The following is a 16,805-nucleotide window of genomic DNA, read 5'->3' as shown; positions in this document are numbered from 1 at the left end:
TGGCACGCAGAGAGTCCCGGCAATCACTCCCGGTGAGGCGCCAGACGTGATTACCCTCGATGTCTGACGCGTTTTCGGACCGGTCCACCCCCGGTTGGGCGGGCCGAGGCGACAGGTGGGGAAGACGGCATTGACCGACGACACGGTGCGGGACGGCCCGTCCGCAGCCGCCGAAGTGTTCGACACCGCCGTGCTCGACGCGCTCGGCGGCGAGTCCGCGGTGGCGTTCGCCCTCTACGGCAAAGACCTCCGGTACCTGCGCATCAGCGACGCCCTCGCCCGGCTCAACCGGCGCCCCGCGGCCGAGCATCTCGGCCGCCGCCCCTCCGAGTTGCTGCCACACGGGCTCGCCCGTGAGATCGAGAAGACCGTCGCGCTGGTGTTCGCCCACGGAGCCCCGTACGCGGACACGGACTTCGTGCTGTCCCCGCCCGACTGGTACGACACCCGGCACCACGAAGCCCGCTGGGTCCCGGTCCACGGCCCCGACCGCGACGTGGCCGCCGTCCTCGCGATCGTTTCCGACGTCACCGAGAGCAGGCACCGCGAAGAACTCCTGCGCTCCAGCCAATGGCGCACCTCCCGCCTCCAGTTGATGACCGCGCGCCTCGCCGGCGCGCTCACCGTCGCCGAAGTCGAGGCCGCCGTCGCCGAACTCGGCCGCAGCATCGACGCGCGCCACAGCGAGATCCGCCTGCTCGACGACGCCGCCCCGGTGTTCCCGTGGCCGAACGTGCCCACGCCGCGCTCGTCCCGCCGCCGCCGCGTCCTCCCGCAGGACTGGCCGCCCGCGCTGCTGGCCGCGGTCCGCGACGGCACCCCGCTCTACCTCGGCCGCACACCGGACCTCGGACGCACACCGGCCGCGACACCCCCGGGCGACCCGTTGCCGGCCGCCGCCGAGGACGACGCCGAACCCGACACGGAGCAGCAGGCGTCCGCCGCTCTCCCCGGCATGCGCCCCCGCCCCGACGCCCCGCAGCCAGGCGAAGCCGCGTCCGTCGTGCTGCCCCTGCTCGGCTCCGGTGCCCCGATGGGCGCGCTGCGCTTCACGTTCCGCGATGCGCGGGTCTTCGGCCCGGACGACCGGGTGTTCCTGGAAGCCTTCGCGGGCCAGTGCGCGCTCGCCGTGGAACGCTCGCGGCTGTACGAGCGCGAGCACCGCACCGCCGTCGCCCTCCAGCGCAGCCTCCTCCCGGACCGCCTGCCGGTGGTCCCGGGCGTCGAATTCGACTACCGCTACCTGCCCGGCGCCCCCGATTTCGAGGTCGGCGGCGACTGGTACGACGTCTTCAAGCTCCTGGACGGCCGCATCGCGATCGTCGTCGGCGACGTGATCGGCAAGGGCCTGACCGCGGCCGCCGGCATGGGCCGGGTCCGTGCCGCGCTGCGCGCCCTCGCCTTCACCGACCCCGATCCGGTCGCGGTGCTCGCCGGCCTCGACCGGCTGTTCACCGCCACCGAGGACGACGAATCGCTGACCACGCTCATCTACGGCGTGATCGACCCGGCCACCGGCGTCTTCGACCTCGCGGACGCCGGCCACCTGCCGGTGCTGATCGTCTCGGCGGACGGCAAAGCCAAGCTCGCCGACGCCGGCCCGGCGTCCACCCCCCTGGGCGTCGTCGAGCCGCGCACCAAGCACACGATGCGGCTGGACCCCGGCGACATCCTGGTCGGTTTCTCCGACGGGCTGATCGAGAACCGGTCCCGCGGCATCACCCAGGGCCTCGACCTGCTGCTCGACGTCGCCCGCACGGCGAGTGCCCGGGGCGACACTCGGAGCGACAGCCGGGGAGGCGCGCCGGGAAACCCGCAAAGCGGCACCCGGGCGACGAGGCCGGAGGGGAAACGCGGGGACGACCCGAGGGGAGAGAAGGGCGAGAGGGGGGAAAGGGGTCTGGAAAAACTGCTGTCGAGCATCCTGGAACGCCTGCTCGACGGTCAGGACCGGGACGACGACGTCACGATCCTCGGAGTCCGCATCGCCGAGCCTCCGGGGTGAAGTGCCCGGCGGTGCCGACGCACCGGACGGGGCCCCGGCCGATCCAACCCGATCGGCGGTACGGCTCCGGACGGGCTCCGCGACGGCGGGTGTGACGCCCGCCACCGAGGGGATGCGTAACACTTCTGCGCCCAGTCCGATGAGTACGAAGGTGGCAGCCTTTCAGGAATACCCGCGCGTGCCCGTCTGCTGTGTTGCTATGTAGTTGCTCCGGCGTCTGCCAGGAGCCGGCGTAGTACCGCAGCAGCGCTGCGCGACCGGGCGTCCTGTACCTCTGCCCCCGCCTGTGTGTCGTTTGCCAGGCGGCGAGCGACTCGATCATGTCGAACGCCGTCCAGATCCGTCGAGAGGTTGTTTGTGTCGGCCAGCACATCCCGTTCGCTTCCCCCGGAGATCGCCGATTTCGTCAACGTCAAGGCGTTGATCGAACGGGGTGAGGCTCAGGGGTCCATCGCCAGCGACGAGATTCGCCAGGCGTTCGAGGCCGACCAGATCCCGGCCACCCAGTGGAAGAACGTCCTACGCAGCCTCAACCAGGTCCTTGACCAGGAGGGTGTGGACATCGTGGTAAATGCCGCCGATTCAGCGGCCCCCAAGCGCACCCGTAAGAGCGTGGCGGCGAAGAGCACCGCCAAGCGCACCTCCACGAAGACCGTCGTGTCCGGCACCGCGGCCCGCGCGGCCGCCCCGGCCGCAGCCGCGCCCGCCGCGGCCGAGGCCGAGGCGGCCGAGCAGCCGAAGGCTGCCGCGAAGACGGCGGCCAAGAAGACGGCGGCCAAGTCGGCCGCCGGCGCCCCGGCCAAGAAGGCCGCGGCGAAGAAGACCGCGGCCAAGAAGGCCACCGCGGGCAAGGGCGAGGGCGATCCGGAGCTGGACGCCGAGGAGCTCACGGACGAGCCGGAGATCGCGATCGAGCCCGGCGCCGCCGAGCCCGAGGACGAGAACCAGGGCTTCGTCCTGTCCGACGACGACGAGGACGACGCGCCGGCCCAGCAGGTCGCCGTCGCGGGCGCCACCGCCGACCCGGTCAAGGACTACCTGAAGCAGATCGGCAAGGTCCCGCTGCTCAACGCGGAGCAGGAGGTCGAACTCGCCAAGCGCATCGAGGCCGGCCTGTTCGCCGAGGACAAGCTGAACTCCGGCGAGAAGCTCGCTCCGAAGCTCAAGATCGAGCTGGAGATCATCGCCGAGGACGGGCGCCGCGCCAAGAACCACCTGCTGGAGGCCAACCTCCGTCTCGTGGTCTCGCTGGCCAAGCGCTACACCGGCCGCGGCATGCTCTTCCTGGACCTGATCCAGGAGGGCAACCTCGGTCTGATCCGCGCGGTCGAGAAGTTCGACTACACCAAGGGCTACAAGTTCTCCACGTACGCCACGTGGTGGATCCGGCAGGCCATCACCCGAGCGATGGCCGACCAAGCCCGCACCATCCGCATCCCGGTGCACATGGTCGAGGTCATCAACAAGCTCGCCCGCGTGCAGCGCCAGATGCTCCAGGACCTGGGCCGCGAGCCCACCCCGGAGGAGCTGGCCAAGGAACTCGACATGACCCCCGAGAAGGTCATCGAGGTCCAGAAGTACGGCCGCGAGCCGATTTCGCTGCACACCCCGCTCGGCGAGGACGGCGACAGCGAGTTCGGCGACCTGATCGAGGACTCGGAGGCGGTCGTCCCCGCCGACGCGGTCAGCTTCACGCTCCTCCAGGAGCAGCTGCACTCGGTCCTCGACACGCTGTCCGAGCGCGAAGCGGGCGTCGTGTCGATGCGGTTCGGCCTCACCGACGGCCAGCCGAAGACCCTCGACGAGATCGGCAAGGTGTACGGGGTCACCCGTGAGCGCATCCGCCAGATCGAGTCGAAGACCATGTCGAAGCTGCGTCACCCGTCGCGGTCCCAGGTGCTGCGCGACTACCTGGACTGACCTGCGGCGACCCCGTGGAACCGGCCCGGCTTCCGGGCCGGTTCGGCACACGGCGCATCCCGGAGCCCGGCGGCTGTTGCCGCCGGGCTCCGGCGCGTTCTCCGGCCCGTTCCGGACCCCCGAACGGGGGTTCACTCGTCCGGGCGATGCCGCTCGGCCCCGGTTGCAGGGCCGCTTCGATCGACGTTCCCTGAAGGTAATCGATTCAGGACTGAGCGTAGTCGCTGAGGACGGGCATGGAGGACACGGTGGCGATGACGGGGCTGGGAGCTTGCCCGGAGCCGGGCGGCAGCGGGCGCGACACGGGCGCAAGCGACGTAAACAGCGCAAGCGGCACACACAGCGCAGACGGCGCACGGGAAGCGGCGGCATCGGGTACGGCGGCACCGCGGGAGCGCGTGCGCTACGCGGCGCGCACCGCCCGCGGGAACGACGCGGGTCCGCCGCGGCGGCTGCCCAGCGGCGGTCCGGCCCCGGGCCGAGCGCACGGCACCGCGTGGGGGATGCGCCGGGCGGGGGCCGCGTTCACCGCGGCGCTCCTGGCGGTCGCCGCGACAGCGGCCTGGCACACCTCCGCGGGCGCGGCCGAAGAGGCGCCCCAGGGACCGCCCAGGGTCGTCATCGGGGGTTCTCCCGCGGACGCCACGGACAATCCGTGGATGGTCGCGCTGTCCAGCCGGTCGATGTACGGCTCGTCGAGGTCCGGCCAGTTCTGCGGCGGCACGCTGATCGCGCCGACGAAGGTGCTCACGGCGGCGCACTGCATGGTCGAGCCGGACGGCTCGCTGACCCGGCGCCCCGACCTCAAGGTGATCCAGGGCCGCACCGACCTGCGGACCACGGCGGGCCACGAGGTCGCCGTGACGGACGTGCACGTGAACCCGTCGTTCGACATGGCGCGCGTGGACAAGGACTGGGCGGTGCTCACCCTCGCCGAGCCGCTGGACGCCGCCGCGCTGCCGATGGTCGAGCAGGGGGAGAACGTATACGCCGCGGACACGCCTGCGACGGTGCTCGGCTACGGCGACACGACCGGCAACGGCGACTACTCGCCGGTGCTGCGGACCGTGACCGTCCCGGTCACCTCGGACGCCGCATGCCGCTCCGCCTATCCGGGCGGGGTGTACGGGACGTACGTGGCCGCGGACATGGTCTGTGCCGGCCTCACCCAGGGCGGCAAGGACGCGTGCAGCGCGGACAGTGGCGGCCCCCTGCTGATCGACGGCCGGCTCGCCGGGATCGTGTCGTGGGGCGACGGCTGCGCGCTGCCGAAGAAGCCCGGCGTCTACACCCGGGTGGCCGCCTTTGCGGCGGACATCCGGGCAGCCGCCGGGATGTGATCCATATCACCGTGCGTGTGCCCCTTCCGGGCCCCGCGCGGTGCCCCGTGAGACCCCGGTCGACCCCTGCAGAGCCCCCGGGAAGACCACAGTGGCGGCCACCGTCGGGTGGCCGCCACCGCTGCGATCCTTCGGGGTTCTTCAGGAAACGCACCTACCGGGTCTCGTCGGGTTGTCGAAGGGGTGTGGGTCCGAGCGAACTCAGCGCTCGTCCTCCGACGCGTTGGCCGGAGTTGCCGTCAAGCGGTCGGTCTCGTCCTGTATCTCGACGGCGACCTTGCGCAGTTCGGGCTCGAACTTGCGTGCGTGATGAGCGCAGAACAGCAGCTCTCCACCGCTGGCAAGAACGACCCGGAGGTATGCCTGTGCGCCGCACCGGTCACAACGGTCGGCGGCCGTCAACGGACTGGCGGGAGTCAGAACCGAATTCACGTCGCCTCTTCTCTACTCGACGAGGACTGCCTTCGATGTCCACAACATCAAACCAGCCTCGAACGTTCCCGGGGGTGATCGTGTCATGTTCGACCCCGGTTGGGCACACCCCATTTTCCCAGAGTTCTTGCCCTGATCCTTCCGTGATGTGCGTCTCTGTTGTGTCTCTGTGCATAAGGACGTGCCCAGTGGCCGGGCGGTTCATGCCCTCGGCCGAACGGGTGTCGAACAAAAATTCGAGTCTCGGGTAGTCTGAAGCGGCGAGCCGCCGCCGGAGGGTCACCCCGCACCGGTAGCCTTGCGTCGGCGCCGCGCAGGTGATCACCGCGGAGGGGCTCGCGCCCGCGGCCCGCGGTGAGCGCGTACCGGCCCCACGAGACCACCCGGACCCTGCCGGAACCTTCGGCGCGGCCCGGCGCCCATCCATCGGACCCGTGCGCCGGAATTCCGACGCACCCGACGACCCAGGGGAGTTGCCCCGCGTGACCGCCCAGACGACTGCGCAGTCGACCGCGCTGCTGGCGGGCGAGCCCGACCACTCCAACTACACGGCACGGCACCTGCTGGTCCTCGAAGGACTGGACGCGGTGCGCAAGCGGCCCGGCATGTACATCGGCTCGACCGACAGCCGCGGCCTCATGCACTGCCTGTGGGAGATCATCGACAACTCGGTCGACGAGGCGCTCGCCGGCTACGGGACCCGCATCGACGTGGTCCTTCACGACGACGGATCGGTCGAAGTCATCGACAACGGACGGGGTATCCCGGTCGACGTCGAGCCGAAGACCGGACTCTCCGGCGTCGAGGTCGTGATGACAAAACTGCACGCCGGCGGCAAGTTCGGCGGCGGATCCTATGCGGCTTCCGGCGGCCTTCACGGCGTCGGCGCCTCGGTGGTCAACGCGCTCTCCGCGCGCTTGGACGTCGAGGTGGACCGGGCCGGCTCGACGCATGCCGTGAGCTTCCGCCGGGGCACGCCCGGCGAGTTCGCGGGCGCCGGACCGGATGCGAAATTCGCCCCCGGCGGCGGCCTCCGCAAGACCAAGAAGGTGCCGCGCAGCCGCTCCGGTACGCGCGTGCGCTACTGGGCGGACCGGCAAATCTTCCTCAAGGACGCCCGCCTCGACGTCGAACTGCTGCACAATCGCGCGCGCCAAACGGCTTTTCTGGTGCCCGGACTCACTCTCGTTGTTCGCGATGAGCGTAATCCGGAAGCGGTCGACGAGCAGACATTCCACTTCTCCGGCGGCATCAGCGAGTTCTGTGAATTCCTGGCGCCCGACCGGCCGATTTGCGACGTTATCCGCATCAGCGGCGAGGGCACGTTCAAGGAGACCGTCCCGGTCCTCGACGACCACGGTCACATGGTGCCCACCGAAGTGCAGCGCGAACTCGGCGTCGACGTGGCGATGCGCTGGGGCACCGGGTACGACACGGTGGCCCGGTCGTTCGTCAACATCATCGCCACGCCCAAGGGCGGCACTCACGTCGCCGGCTTCGAACAGGCGCTGCGCAAGACCGTCAACGACGCGCTGCGGAGCGCGAAGCTGCTGCGGGTGTCCGAGGACGACGTCACCAAGGACGACGCACTGGAGGGCCTGACCGCGGTGGTGACCGTGCGTCTGGCCGAGCCGCAGTTCGAGGGGCAGACCAAGGAGGTGCTGGGCACCTCGGCGGCGGCCCGGATCGTGCAGAACGTGGTGTCGCGCGAGCTGAAGGCGTTCCTGGGCGCCGCCAACAAGGCGCACAAGGCGCAGGCGCGTGCGGTGCTGGACAAGGTCGTCTCGGCGGCCCGGACGCGCATCGCGGCGCGCCAGCACAAGGACGCGCAGCGCCGGAAGACCGCGTTGGAGACGTCGGCGCTGCCCGCGAAGCTGGCCGACTGCCGCAGCGACGACGTGGAGCGCAGCGAGCTGTTCATCGTCGAGGGCGACAGCGCGCTCGGCACGGCGAAGCTGGCGCGCGACTCGGAGTACCAGGCGCTGCTGCCGATCCGCGGCAAGATCCTGAACGTCCAGAAGGCCTCGGTCTCGGACATGCTCAAGAACACCGAGTGTGCCGCGATCATCCAGGTCATAGGGGCGGGTTCGGGCCGGACGTTCGACATCGACCAGGCCCGCTACGGCAAGATCATCTTCATGGCGGACGCGGACGTCGACGGTTCGCACATCCGCACGCTGCTGCTGACCCTGTTCCAGCGGTACATGCGGCCGATGATCGAGGCGGGCCGGGTGTTCGCGGCGGTGCCGCCGCTGCACCGGATCGAGTTGTCGAACCCGCGCAAGGGCCAGGAGAAGTACCACTACACCTACTCCGACAACGAGATGAAGCAGACCCTTCTGGAGTTCCAGCGCAAGGGGACCCGCTACAAGGAGCCGATCCAGCGGTACAAGGGTCTCGGCGAGATGGACGCGGACCAGCTGGCGGAGACCACGATGGACCCGCGGCGGCGCATGCTGCGGCGGATCAACCTGGCCGATCTGGAGGCCGCCGAGCGGGTGTTCGACCTGCTCATGGGCAACGAGGTTGCGCCGCGCAAGGAGTTCATCACGAACTCGGCCACGCTGTTGGACCGTTCGCGTATCGACACCTGACGCGGCGGCCGCCGCGGCGGCGTAGGACGTACCAAGGAGGGCCCGGGACCGGTCGGTTCCGGGCCCTCCGGCATGTCCGCGGCTCGAACTTCCCCGTTTCGGCGCGGTTTTCATCCCTTCGTGTGAATAGCCGGAGCGCGTCCCCGTGTGCGGCGGGTCGGCTCACCATGCTGAGACCGGTCCGCCCGTATTTTCCCCGAGTGATCCCCCGCGATCCCGTGCAGTTCGGGAGGCGGATCCGGCGGCGGACACCGGACGAGGAGACTTTTCGTGACCACCAGTTCGCACCGCTTCCGGGCGTTCGGGACGGCCGGGGCGGTTCCTGCCGCGCCCGCCGCGGCACCTGCCGCCGTGCCCGCCGCGCGGCCCGGCGAGGCCGAGGTGCCGCACGAGCCCGCCGGCGACGTGCGCTCGGACGTGTACCTCCAGGTGCAGGCGAGTCCGGAGTTCCAGGAGATCCGCCGCCGCTACCGCGACTTCGTGTTCCCCATGTCGACGCTTTTCCTGGCCTGGTACCTGGCTTATGTGCTCGCGTCGACGATGGCCCGCGGCCTCATGGGGCACCGGATCGTCGGCGAGTTCAACGTGGCGTTCGCGTTCGGGCTGGCGCAGTTCGCCTCGACGTTCGCGGTCACGTGGCTGTACGCGCGGCATGCGAGCCGCAAGCGCGACCGTGCGGCGCTCGACCTGCGCTGGGACACCCAGGAGCGGTTCCGGTGACGATGACCCCCTCCTCCGCTTCCGCCGTCCCGCTCGCCGAGGCGGCGGCCGGCGGCAACCACCGCATGCTGACGATCGGCCTGTTCGTCGGCTTCGTGGCCGTCACGCTGGTCATCACCGTGTGGGCGAGCCGCCACAACCGCACCGCCAACGACTTCTACACCGGCGGGCGTTCGTTCTCCGCGGCGCAGAACGGGTTGGCGATCGCCGGCGACTACATGTCGGCGGCGTCGTTCCTCGGCATCGCGGGGCTGATCTCGCTGGTCGGCTACGACGGGTTCCTGTACTCGATCGGGTTCCTCGTCGCCTGGCTCGTCGTGCTGATGCTGGTCGCCGAACTCGTCCGCAACTGCGGCCGCTACACGATGGCCGACGTGCTCGCCTTCCGGATGAGCCGGCGCCCGGTGCGCACGGCCGCGGGCGCGTCGTCGATCGTCGTGTCGATCCTGTACCTGGTGGCGCAGATGGTCGGCGCGGGTTCGCTGGTGGCGCTGCTGCTGGGCGACGGCCATGGATCGGCGCAGACGGTCACGATCGTCGTGGTCGGGGCGCTGATGATCGTCTACGTGACGTTCGGCGGCATGAAGGGCACGACCTGGATCCAGATCGTCAAGGCCGGGCTGCTGATGGCGGGCGCGGTGCTGCTGACGGTGCTGGTGCTGGTGCGCTTCCACGGCGACGTGAACGCGATGCTGCACACGGCCGCGCAGACCAGCGGCAAGGGCGAGTCCTTCCTGCGCCCGGGCCTGCAGTACGGCACGTCGCTGACCAGCCGGATCGACTTCATCAGCCTGGCGCTCGCGCTGGTGCTGGGCACGGCGGGCCTGCCGCACATCCTGGTGCGGTTCTACACGGTGCCGACGGCGCGGGCCGCGCGCCGGTCGGTGATGTGGGCGATCGGGCTCATCGGCGCGTTCTACCTGATGACGATCGCGCTGGGCTTCGGTGCCGCCGCGGTGCTCGGCTCGGACGAGATCCGCGCGTCCAACGCGGCGGGCAATACGGCGCTTCCCCTGCTGGCACGCGAACTCGGCGGGGGCGGCGACTCGTTGGGCGGCGTGGTGCTGCTGGCGGTGATTGCCGCGGTGGCGTTCGCGACGATCCTGGCGGTGGTGGCGGGGCTGACGCTGGCGTCGTCGGCTTCGGCCGCGCACGACCTGTATGCCTCGGTGATCCACAAGGGCCGTGCCAGTGAGAAGGAGGAGATCGCCGCGGCGCGGCTGTCCGCGATCGTGATCGGTGCGGTCGCGATCGCGCTGAGCCTGAGCGCGCAGAAGCTCAACGTGGCGTTCCTGGTCGCGCTGGCGTTCGCGGTGGCGGCCTCGGCCAACCTGCCGACGATCCTGTTCACGCTGTTCTGGCGGCGGTTCAACACCCGCGGCACGCTGTGGGCGATCTACGGCGGCCTTGTCTCGTCCGTGGTGCTCGTGGTGTTCTCGCCGGTGGTGTCCGGCGGGAAGAACCCGCTGGTCTCCGGGGTGGACTTCCACTGGTTCCCACTGGAGAACCCGGGGATTGTGTCCATCCCCATCGGATTCCTGTGCGGCTGGATCGGCACGATGACCGCGAAGGTGCCCGCGGACCCGTCGAAGTACGCGGAGATGGAGGTCCGTTCCCTGACCGGCGCGGGCGCGTACTGACCGGCCCGGTCGGAGCGCGGCCGGTCGGCGGGCGGGCGGTCGGTCAGTGCGCGGGCGTCACCAGGCGCGGCAGCATGCTGAGCGGATTGCCGAAGCCCTTGCCGCAGCTCTCCGGGCGCGGCGGCTCCTCGGTGCGGCCGGTCACCTCGACCGTCCAGGTGCGGCCGTCGACGTGGTCCACGCGCACGGTCCACACGTGCTCGGCGTCCTCGTGCTCGACGGGCGCCGCGACGCGAAGCACGTCGGCGGCGGTCTCGCCGGTGTCCTCGCGGACCGCCAGTTCCGCGGCCTGCGCGGGGCGCGGCCAGGTGGCCCGGCCGCGGCAGTCGGCGATCCGCATGCCGCCGGCCCGGGCGGCGTCGTAGGCCGCGACGGCGGTGTCCGGGTCGAGGCGGCCGTAGACGTAGCCGTCGGGGAGGACGACCGCGGTCGGGGCGAAGCGGTGCCCGCCCAGGTGGGTGGCTTCCCACACGTGTCCGGGCAGCCGGTGCGCGAGGGCCTCCGCCAGCGGGCGGCCTTCGGTCGCGCAGCAGCGGTCGCGTTTGCCGTTCGTGCACACCAGGACGACCGGGTCGGTGCACGGTTCGCCGATCGCGGGTTCGACGGGGCCGGCGAGCGCGGCGAAGTCGAGGTCGCGCAGCTCCTCGGCGGAGGAGACGGTGAAGCGGCGCATCCACGTGGCGCCGGGTTCGGTCCACGCCAGGATCACCGTCCGCAGCGCGGCGAGGTCGGCGGTGCGGCCGGTGGACCGGATCAGGGTGGCGCGGAACCCGGCCGCGGCGGCGGCGCGTTCCACGGCGCGGCCGATGTCCGGGTCGAGGCCGCGGCTGCCGGTGAGCGCCTTGGCGCCCCACGGGCCCGGGTGTTCGATGAGCAGCCAGCCGCGCGCGGTCGGCGCGGTGCCGGCCATGGGCTCGGCGTACTCGCGGGACAGGACTGAGCAGGTCGTCTCCACGATTGCGTACCGTACATGGTCGACTTTTCGGAAGGATCCGCGTCGGGTGTGCATCTTGCCTGACAGGCGGCGCATAATCCGTGACGAATCCGGGTCTTCCGGGTATTCCGGCGGCGCTCGTCCGGCCCGGATGATCGCCGAGGGCTACGGTGGGAGGACGACCGAGACCGGGGGAGTGCACCGGCATGGATGGAAAGACCGGCGATACCGGCGCGGACTTCACGTTGGCCGATGCGGTGCTGCTTGCGCGGCGCGCGCATGAAGGCCAGCTCGACAAGGGCGGGAAGCCCTATATCGCCCACCCGCTGCGGGTGATGGCCGCGGTGGACGGTGATGCGGCGAAGATGGCGGCGGTGCTGCACGACGTCATCGAGGACACCGAGGTGTCGGCTGTCGACTTGCGCCACGCGGGCTGCCCGGAGCGGGTGGTCGTCGCGGTGGTGGCGTTGTCGAAGGAGCCGCGCGAGCCGCTGGAGTCGAGCATGGCGCGGGCGGCCGCGGACCCGATCGCGCTGGTGGTGAAGCGCGCCGACATCGCCGACAACCGGTCCGAGGTGCGGCTGGGGCAGCTCGACCCCGCCACGCAGGTGCGGCTGCGGGCGAAGTACGAGCGGTCGCTGGACCTGCTGGAGCGGTTCGCGGCCGACTACGCGCACAGCTAAGCCTTGTCTGGTGGATCCCCGGCCACGGCGTGGCCCGAAGGCCGCCGGTCCGGGTCCGAGCGCACGCCGGCGCCGTGCGGGCATGCGGCCCGCGCGGCGCCGGCGGTTGTCGCTCAGTGCCAGTTGCTGACCTGGACGTCGCGCGGGGCCGGTTCGCCGGTGCCGGTCTCGGCGAGCCGCTTGAGGCTCATCAGGAAGGTCGCCCATTTCGTGCTGCAGTGGCTCATGAACTCCACTTCCTCCCGCCAGCCTTCGTGCCGGAACAGCACGATCGTGAAGCCGTCCTCCTGCTTGAGGTCGAAGCGGATGTGGGTGCCGATCCACTCCTCGGGGCCGTCGACGACCTCCCAGACCACCGCTTCGGCGGGCCGGGTCTCCAGCACCTTCATGTCGAAACCGCCCTGGGCGAAGCGGAAGGCGACGACGCCGCCCTCGTCCGCGGAGCCCTTGACGTCCTCGGTCCACCAGTCCGCCAGTCCGTCCAGCGTGGTGAGGGCCGTGTAGACGGTCTCCGGCGAGGCCTTGGCGCCGACCCTGTGCAGAATGTCCATGGCATTGCCTCTTTCTCGTCCGTTGTGTCTTCCGTGCCGTGCATGGTGCGGGTGCGGGGTTCAGCCGTTCTCGGCGGAATCGGTGCCCTGGCTGTTCCTGGTGCGCTGGATGGTCTCGGCGAGGCGCTTGATGCGCTGGAGCCGGGCGTCCCAGGTGGCGCCGACGGCGGACAACTGCGCGACGGCGCGCGCCAGTTGTGCCTCGTCGACGTGGTAGAGCCGTTCCCGGCCGGACGGGGTGCCGTGCACCAGTCCGACCCTGCCGAGCACGCCCAGGTGTTTGGTGACGGCCTGCCGGGTGACCGGCAGTTGCTCGCTGAGGGTGGTCGCCGTTCCGCCGCCGCCGGCGAGCAGCAGGTCGAGCATGCGCCGCCGGATCGGATCGCCGACCGCCGACCAGAGGTCGTCGTCGACGGTGACGCTCATGGCGTCGCCAGCTTCGCGGCGTAGGCGGCCAGGCGGGGGAGGAAGTGGTTCCAGCCCTCGGCGTGTTCGAGGTAGGCCTGTTCCAGCACCGCGGCTTCCCAGCCGCGTTCGCGGAAGCCGTCCTCGCGGAAGCGCAGCAGCGTCCCCGTGCCGGACGGGACCAGGTCGAAGGTCACCAGCAGCGAGTTGTCCGGTGCGGCGGTCGCGTCGTCGTCGTAGACCCAGCGGAAGGAGAACCGCCGCGGCGGGTCGGCTTCCATGACGGTGACGGGGGAGCCCTGGGCGTCGGGGGAGTCCGGGTCGCCGAACCGGATCCGGCCGGTGCCGCCCGGGACGGGGTCGAGTTCGGCGTCGTCCGGCCACCACTCGCGCAGGTGCTCCGGCTTGCTGACCACCTCGTAGACCACCTCGGGGGTGGCGTCGATGTGGATCTCCCGTTCGATGCTGCCGTACTCCATACCGGCCGCCTCCTTTCGCAACCTTTGGTTGCATGTGATCTTAGGCGGTGGTCGGGGAATGCGCAACCTTTGGTTGCGTGAATTCGGATGCGAGGTCGACGACCTGCGGAAACGCCGACGGCCCGGACGGAAAATCCGTCCGGGCCGTCGGCAGGTACTGCTCCGGGGTCAGGCCCCCGCCGGACCGCCGATCACAGCGACCGCCTTGGCCAGCGGCGTGCCGGAGCCGTCCCGGCGCCGGTCGAGTTCGGGCAGCTCCACCGGCATCCCGTTGGCGTTCGAGGCACGCACCGGCGTCGGGCCCGCCCAGGCGACCGACAGCGCCGTCTCGCCCTTGAGGAAGCGCTGGCAGCGCACCCCGCCGGTGGCGCGGCCCTTGCGCGGGTACTCCGCGAACGGCGTGACCTTCGCGGTGCCGTGCTCGGCGCCGAACAGCGCGTCGCCGCTGAACGCCGCCACGGTCACCACGACCGCGTCCACGGCCGGGTCGACCGCGGTGAACGACACGACCTTGCGGCCGTCCGCGACCTTGATACCCGCCATGCCGGCCGCCGGACGGCCTTGCGGGCGCACCAGGGAGGCCGGATAGCGCAGCAGCTGCGCGTCGTCGGTGATGAAGACCAGGTCCTCGTCGCCGGTCCTGAGTTCGACGCCGCCGACGATCCGGTCGCCGTCCTTGAGGGCGATGACCTCCAGCTCGTCCTTGTTCGTCGGGTAGTCGGGGATGACCCGCTTGACCACGCCTTGCAGGGTGCCGAGCGCGAGGCCCGGCGAGTCCGCGGACAGCGTGGTCAGGCAGACGACCTTCTCGTCCGCCTCCAGCGAGGCGAACTCGCTGATCGGCGCGCCGCCCGACAGGTTCGGCGCCACGCTGCTCGGCGGCAGCGCGGGCAGGTCGACGACGTTGACCCGCAGCAGCCGCCCGGTGTCGGTGACCACGCCGATCTCGGCGCGCACCGTCGCGGTGATCGCGGAGACCACCAGATCGTGCTTGTGCCGGCTGCCCTCGACGGGCAGCGGGTCGCCGCCCGCGGTGCGGGCGAGCAGGCCGGTCGACGACAGCAGCACGTGGCACGGGTCGTCGGTGACCTCCAGCGGCACCGCCGTCGCCGGCGCGCCCGCCGATTCCAGCAGCACGGTGCGCCGCGGCGTGCCGTGCTTCTTCGCCACCGCGGCCAGCTCGTCCGAGACGATCTTGCGGAGCCGCTGGTCCGAGTCGAGGATCGCGGTCAGCTCGGCGATCTCCTCCTCCAACCGGTCGCGTTCGCTCTCCAGCTCGATCCGGTCGAACCGGGTCAGTCGGCGCAGCGGCGTGTCGAGGATGTAGGTGGCCTGGATGTCGGAGAGCCCGAAGGTCTCCATCAGGCGTTCCTTGGCCTGGGCGGCGTTGTCGCTGCTGCGGATCAGCTCGATGACGCGGTCGATGTCGACGAGCGCGACGAGCAAACCGAGGACCAGGTGCAGGCGGTCCTGGCGCTTGCGGCGGCGGTGCTCGCTGCGGCGGCGCACCACCTCGAAGCGGTGGTCGAGGTAGACCTCGAGGAGTTCCTTGAGGCCGAGGGTGAGCGGCTGGCCGTCGACGAGGGCGACGTTGTTGATGCCGAAGGTTTCTTCCATCGGCGTCAGCTTGTAGAGCTGCTCGAGGATGGCTTCCGGGTTGAAGCCGTTCTTGACCTCGATGACCAGGCGCAGGCCGTGCGCGCGGTCGGTGAGGTCCTTGAGGTCGGAGATGCCCTGGATCTTCTTGCTCTGCACCAGCTCCTTGACCTTGGCGATCACCTTCTCCGGGCCCACGTTGTAGGGGAGTTCGGTGACCACGATGCCGCGGCGGCGCGGGGTGACGTTCTCCACGGTCGCGGTGGCGCGGATCTTGAAGGTGCCGCGGCCGCCCTCGTAGGCGTCCCGGATGCCGCCCAGCCCGACGACCCGTCCGCCGGTCGGCAGGTCGGGGCCGGGGATGTGCTTCATCAGGTCGTCGAGCGTGGCGTGCGGGCGGCGGATCAGCTCGCGGGCGGCGGCCACGACCTCGGCGAGGTTGTGCGGCGGCATGTTCGTCGCCATGCCGACCGCGATGCCGGTCGTCCCGTTGACCAGCAGGTTCGGGAACGACGCGGGGAGGACCTGCGGTTCCTGCTCCTGGCCGTCGTAGTTGGGTGTGAAGTCGACGGTGTCTTCGTCGATCGACTCGACCATGAGCATCGCCGGGGCGGGCAGGCGGCACTCGGTGTAGCGCATGGCGGCGGGCGGGTCGTCGTTGCCGAGCGACCCGAAGTTGCCGTGCCCGTCCACGAGCGGCAGCCGCATCGAGAACGGCTGGGCCATCCGGACCAGCGCGTCGTAGATGGCGGTGTCGCCGTGCGGATGCAGGCGGCCCATGACTTCGCCGACCACGCGCGCGCACTTGACGTACCCGCGGTCGGGGCGCAGCCCCATTTCGTTGGCCTGGTAGAGGATCCGGCGGTGCACGGGCTTGAGCCCGTCCCGCGCGTCCGGAATGGCGCGCGAGTAGATGACCGAATACGCGTACTCCAGGTACGAGCTTTGCATCTCGTCGACGACGTCGATGTCGAGGATGCGTTCCTCGAAATCGTCGGGCTGGTCCTGGCCAGGCGTCTTCGTGCTGCGGCGGGCCATACTGCGGCTGGCTCCTTAGGCTTGAGGCGGTCGCGCCCATTGTGTCCCCCTGGTGCGACACCCGGGTGCAGCGACCCGGCATGAGGATGCCATGGAACGGGGAATGGGCCGGTGTTCGTATGACATATGCGAACACGGCTTCGGCACGGTTCACCTGCCTGCGGCGGTGTTCAGCTGTGTTCAACAGAAGGTTCGCCGCATCGGTCACGACGGAGGCCCGCATGGAAGACCCGCAGATCCTCGACCGGATCAAGTCCATGGTCGACACCGAGCACGCGCTGCGCGAGCAGCTCGCCTCCGGGAAGATCACCGCCGAGGAGGAGCAGCAGCTGCTCCACCAGATCGAGGTGGAACTCGACCAGTGCTGGGATTTGCTGCGGCAGCGGCGGGCCCGGCGCGATGTGCGCGAGGACCCGAACCAGGCGGCGGTGCGGCCGCCGCGCGAGGTCGAGGGGTACCAGCAGTAGC

Annotated in this window: 14 protein-coding genes; 8 read left to right on the top strand and 6 right to left on the bottom strand. The window is 70.7% G+C overall.

The features are described 5' to 3' along the window. Positions 1-130: 130 nt before the first annotated feature. From ABEA93_RS11855 to ABEA93_RS11845, 3 genes are all read left to right on the top strand, one after another. Complete coding sequence (locus ABEA93_RS11855; protein WP_345675390.1) at positions 131-2,005, top strand: SpoIIE family protein phosphatase; 1,875 nt, start codon at positions 131-133, stop codon at positions 2,003-2,005. 351 nt (positions 2,006-2,356) lie between these two features. Further along, positions 2,357-3,925, top strand: a complete 1,569-nt coding sequence (locus tag ABEA93_RS11850; RefSeq protein ID WP_345675389.1) for an RNA polymerase sigma factor — start codon at positions 2,357-2,359, stop codon at positions 3,923-3,925. Between the two features lie 398 nt (positions 3,926-4,323). After that, positions 4,324-5,265 (top strand): S1 family peptidase, encoded by a 942-nt coding sequence (locus ABEA93_RS11845; protein WP_345675388.1) that lies wholly within the window; start codon positions 4,324-4,326, stop codon positions 5,263-5,265. Between the two features lie 201 nt (positions 5,266-5,466). On the opposite strand, the gene ABEA93_RS11840 is transcribed toward ABEA93_RS11845, so the two are convergent. Next, on the bottom strand, positions 5,467-5,697 hold the full coding sequence (locus tag ABEA93_RS11840) for a DUF7455 domain-containing protein (protein ID WP_345675387.1): 231 nt from the start codon (positions 5,695-5,697) through the stop codon (positions 5,467-5,469). Between the two features lie 482 nt (positions 5,698-6,179). On the opposite strand from ABEA93_RS11840, the gene ABEA93_RS11835 reads away from it, so the two are divergent. The 3 genes from ABEA93_RS11835 (at position 6,180) to ABEA93_RS11825 (ending at position 10,651) form a co-directional block, all read left to right on the top strand. Beyond that, the gene (locus ABEA93_RS11835) at positions 6,180-8,291 is read left to right on the top strand and encodes a DNA gyrase/topoisomerase IV subunit B (RefSeq protein WP_345675386.1); all 2,112 of its coding nucleotides are present in this window, start codon (positions 6,180-6,182) and stop codon (positions 8,289-8,291) included. Positions 8,292-8,561: 270 nt separating this feature from the next. After that, entirely contained in the window at positions 8,562-9,011 is a 450-nt protein-coding gene (locus tag ABEA93_RS11830) for a DUF485 domain-containing protein (RefSeq protein WP_425584911.1), read from the top strand. A gap of 2 nt (positions 9,012-9,013) precedes the next feature. After that, positions 9,014-10,651 carry a solute symporter family protein gene (locus tag ABEA93_RS11825; RefSeq protein ID WP_345675520.1) on the top strand — a complete coding sequence of 546 codons (1,638 nt, stop codon included), beginning with the start codon at positions 9,014-9,016 and terminating at the stop codon, positions 10,649-10,651. 43 nt (positions 10,652-10,694) lie between these two features. On the opposite strand, the gene ABEA93_RS11820 is transcribed toward ABEA93_RS11825, so the two are convergent. Beyond that, positions 10,695-11,606 (bottom strand): ferredoxin family protein, encoded by a 912-nt coding sequence (locus tag ABEA93_RS11820; protein ID WP_345675385.1) that lies wholly within the window; start codon positions 11,604-11,606, stop codon positions 10,695-10,697. A gap of 185 nt (positions 11,607-11,791) precedes the next feature. Between ABEA93_RS11820 and ABEA93_RS11815 the strand changes: the two genes are divergently transcribed. Beyond that, positions 11,792-12,268: a phosphohydrolase gene (locus ABEA93_RS11815; protein ID WP_345675384.1), complete on the top strand. Its 477-nt coding sequence runs from the start codon at positions 11,792-11,794 to the stop codon at positions 12,266-12,268. Positions 12,269-12,381: 113 nt separating this feature from the next. Here the strand turns inward: ABEA93_RS11815 and ABEA93_RS11810 are convergent, their stop codons facing one another. The 4 genes from ABEA93_RS11810 to ABEA93_RS11795 form a co-directional block, all read right to left on the bottom strand. Next, a complete protein-coding gene (locus ABEA93_RS11810) occupies positions 12,382-12,819 on the bottom strand; it encodes an SRPBCC family protein (RefSeq protein ID WP_345675383.1) in 438 nt (145 codons plus the stop codon). Between the two features lie 60 nt (positions 12,820-12,879). Beyond that, on the bottom strand, positions 12,880-13,245 hold the full coding sequence (locus tag ABEA93_RS11805; RefSeq protein ID WP_345675382.1) for an ArsR/SmtB family transcription factor: 366 nt from the start codon (positions 13,243-13,245) through the stop codon (positions 12,880-12,882). Continuing rightward, positions 13,242-13,703, bottom strand: coding sequence for an SRPBCC domain-containing protein (locus ABEA93_RS11800; protein ID WP_345675381.1), 462 nt, complete (start codon positions 13,701-13,703; stop codon positions 13,242-13,244). The genes ABEA93_RS11805 and ABEA93_RS11800 overlap by 4 nt, the downstream gene beginning before the upstream one ends. Positions 13,704-13,871: 168 nt before the next feature. Continuing rightward, a complete protein-coding gene (locus ABEA93_RS11795) occupies positions 13,872-16,337 on the bottom strand; it encodes a DNA gyrase/topoisomerase IV subunit A (RefSeq protein ID WP_345675380.1) in 2,466 nt (821 codons plus the stop codon). Between the two features lie 221 nt (positions 16,338-16,558). On the opposite strand from ABEA93_RS11795, the gene ABEA93_RS11790 reads away from it, so the two are divergent. Next, positions 16,559-16,804, top strand: a complete 246-nt coding sequence (locus ABEA93_RS11790) for a DUF2630 family protein (protein ID WP_345675379.1) — start codon at positions 16,559-16,561, stop codon at positions 16,802-16,804. The last annotated feature ends 1 nt before the right edge of the window (position 16,805 follow it).

The sequence above is a fragment of the Yinghuangia aomiensis genome (genome assembly GCF_039542225.1).
In the GTDB taxonomy this organism is placed as follows: Bacteria; Actinomycetota; Actinomycetes; order Streptomycetales; family Streptomycetaceae; genus Yinghuangia; species Yinghuangia aomiensis.
The sequence above is the reverse complement of the archived record's forward strand: the minus strand, read 5'-3'. Positions and strand labels throughout refer to the sequence as shown.

Excerpts from the sequence above, each read along its gene's own strand:
- ABEA93_RS11825 (WP_345675520.1), top strand. The coding sequence starts at position 9,014 with ATGACCCCCTCCTCCGCTTCCGCCGTCCCGCTCGCCGAGGCGGCGGCC.
- ABEA93_RS11810 (WP_345675383.1), bottom strand. The coding sequence starts at position 12,819 with ATGGACATTCTGCACAGGGTCGGCGCCAAGGCCTCGCCGGAGACCGTC.
- ABEA93_RS11800 (WP_345675381.1), bottom strand. The coding sequence starts at position 13,703 with ATGGAGTACGGCAGCATCGAACGGGAGATCCACATCGACGCCACCCCC.
- ABEA93_RS11815 (WP_345675384.1), top strand. The coding sequence starts at position 11,792 with ATGGATGGAAAGACCGGCGATACCGGCGCGGACTTCACGTTGGCCGAT.
- ABEA93_RS11805 (WP_345675382.1), bottom strand. The coding sequence starts at position 13,245 with ATGAGCGTCACCGTCGACGACGACCTCTGGTCGGCGGTCGGCGATCCG.
- ABEA93_RS11795 (WP_345675380.1), bottom strand. The coding sequence starts at position 16,337 with ATGGCCCGCCGCAGCACGAAGACGCCTGGCCAGGACCAGCCCGACGAT.
- ABEA93_RS11790 (WP_345675379.1), top strand. The coding sequence starts at position 16,559 with ATGGAAGACCCGCAGATCCTCGACCGGATCAAGTCCATGGTCGACACC.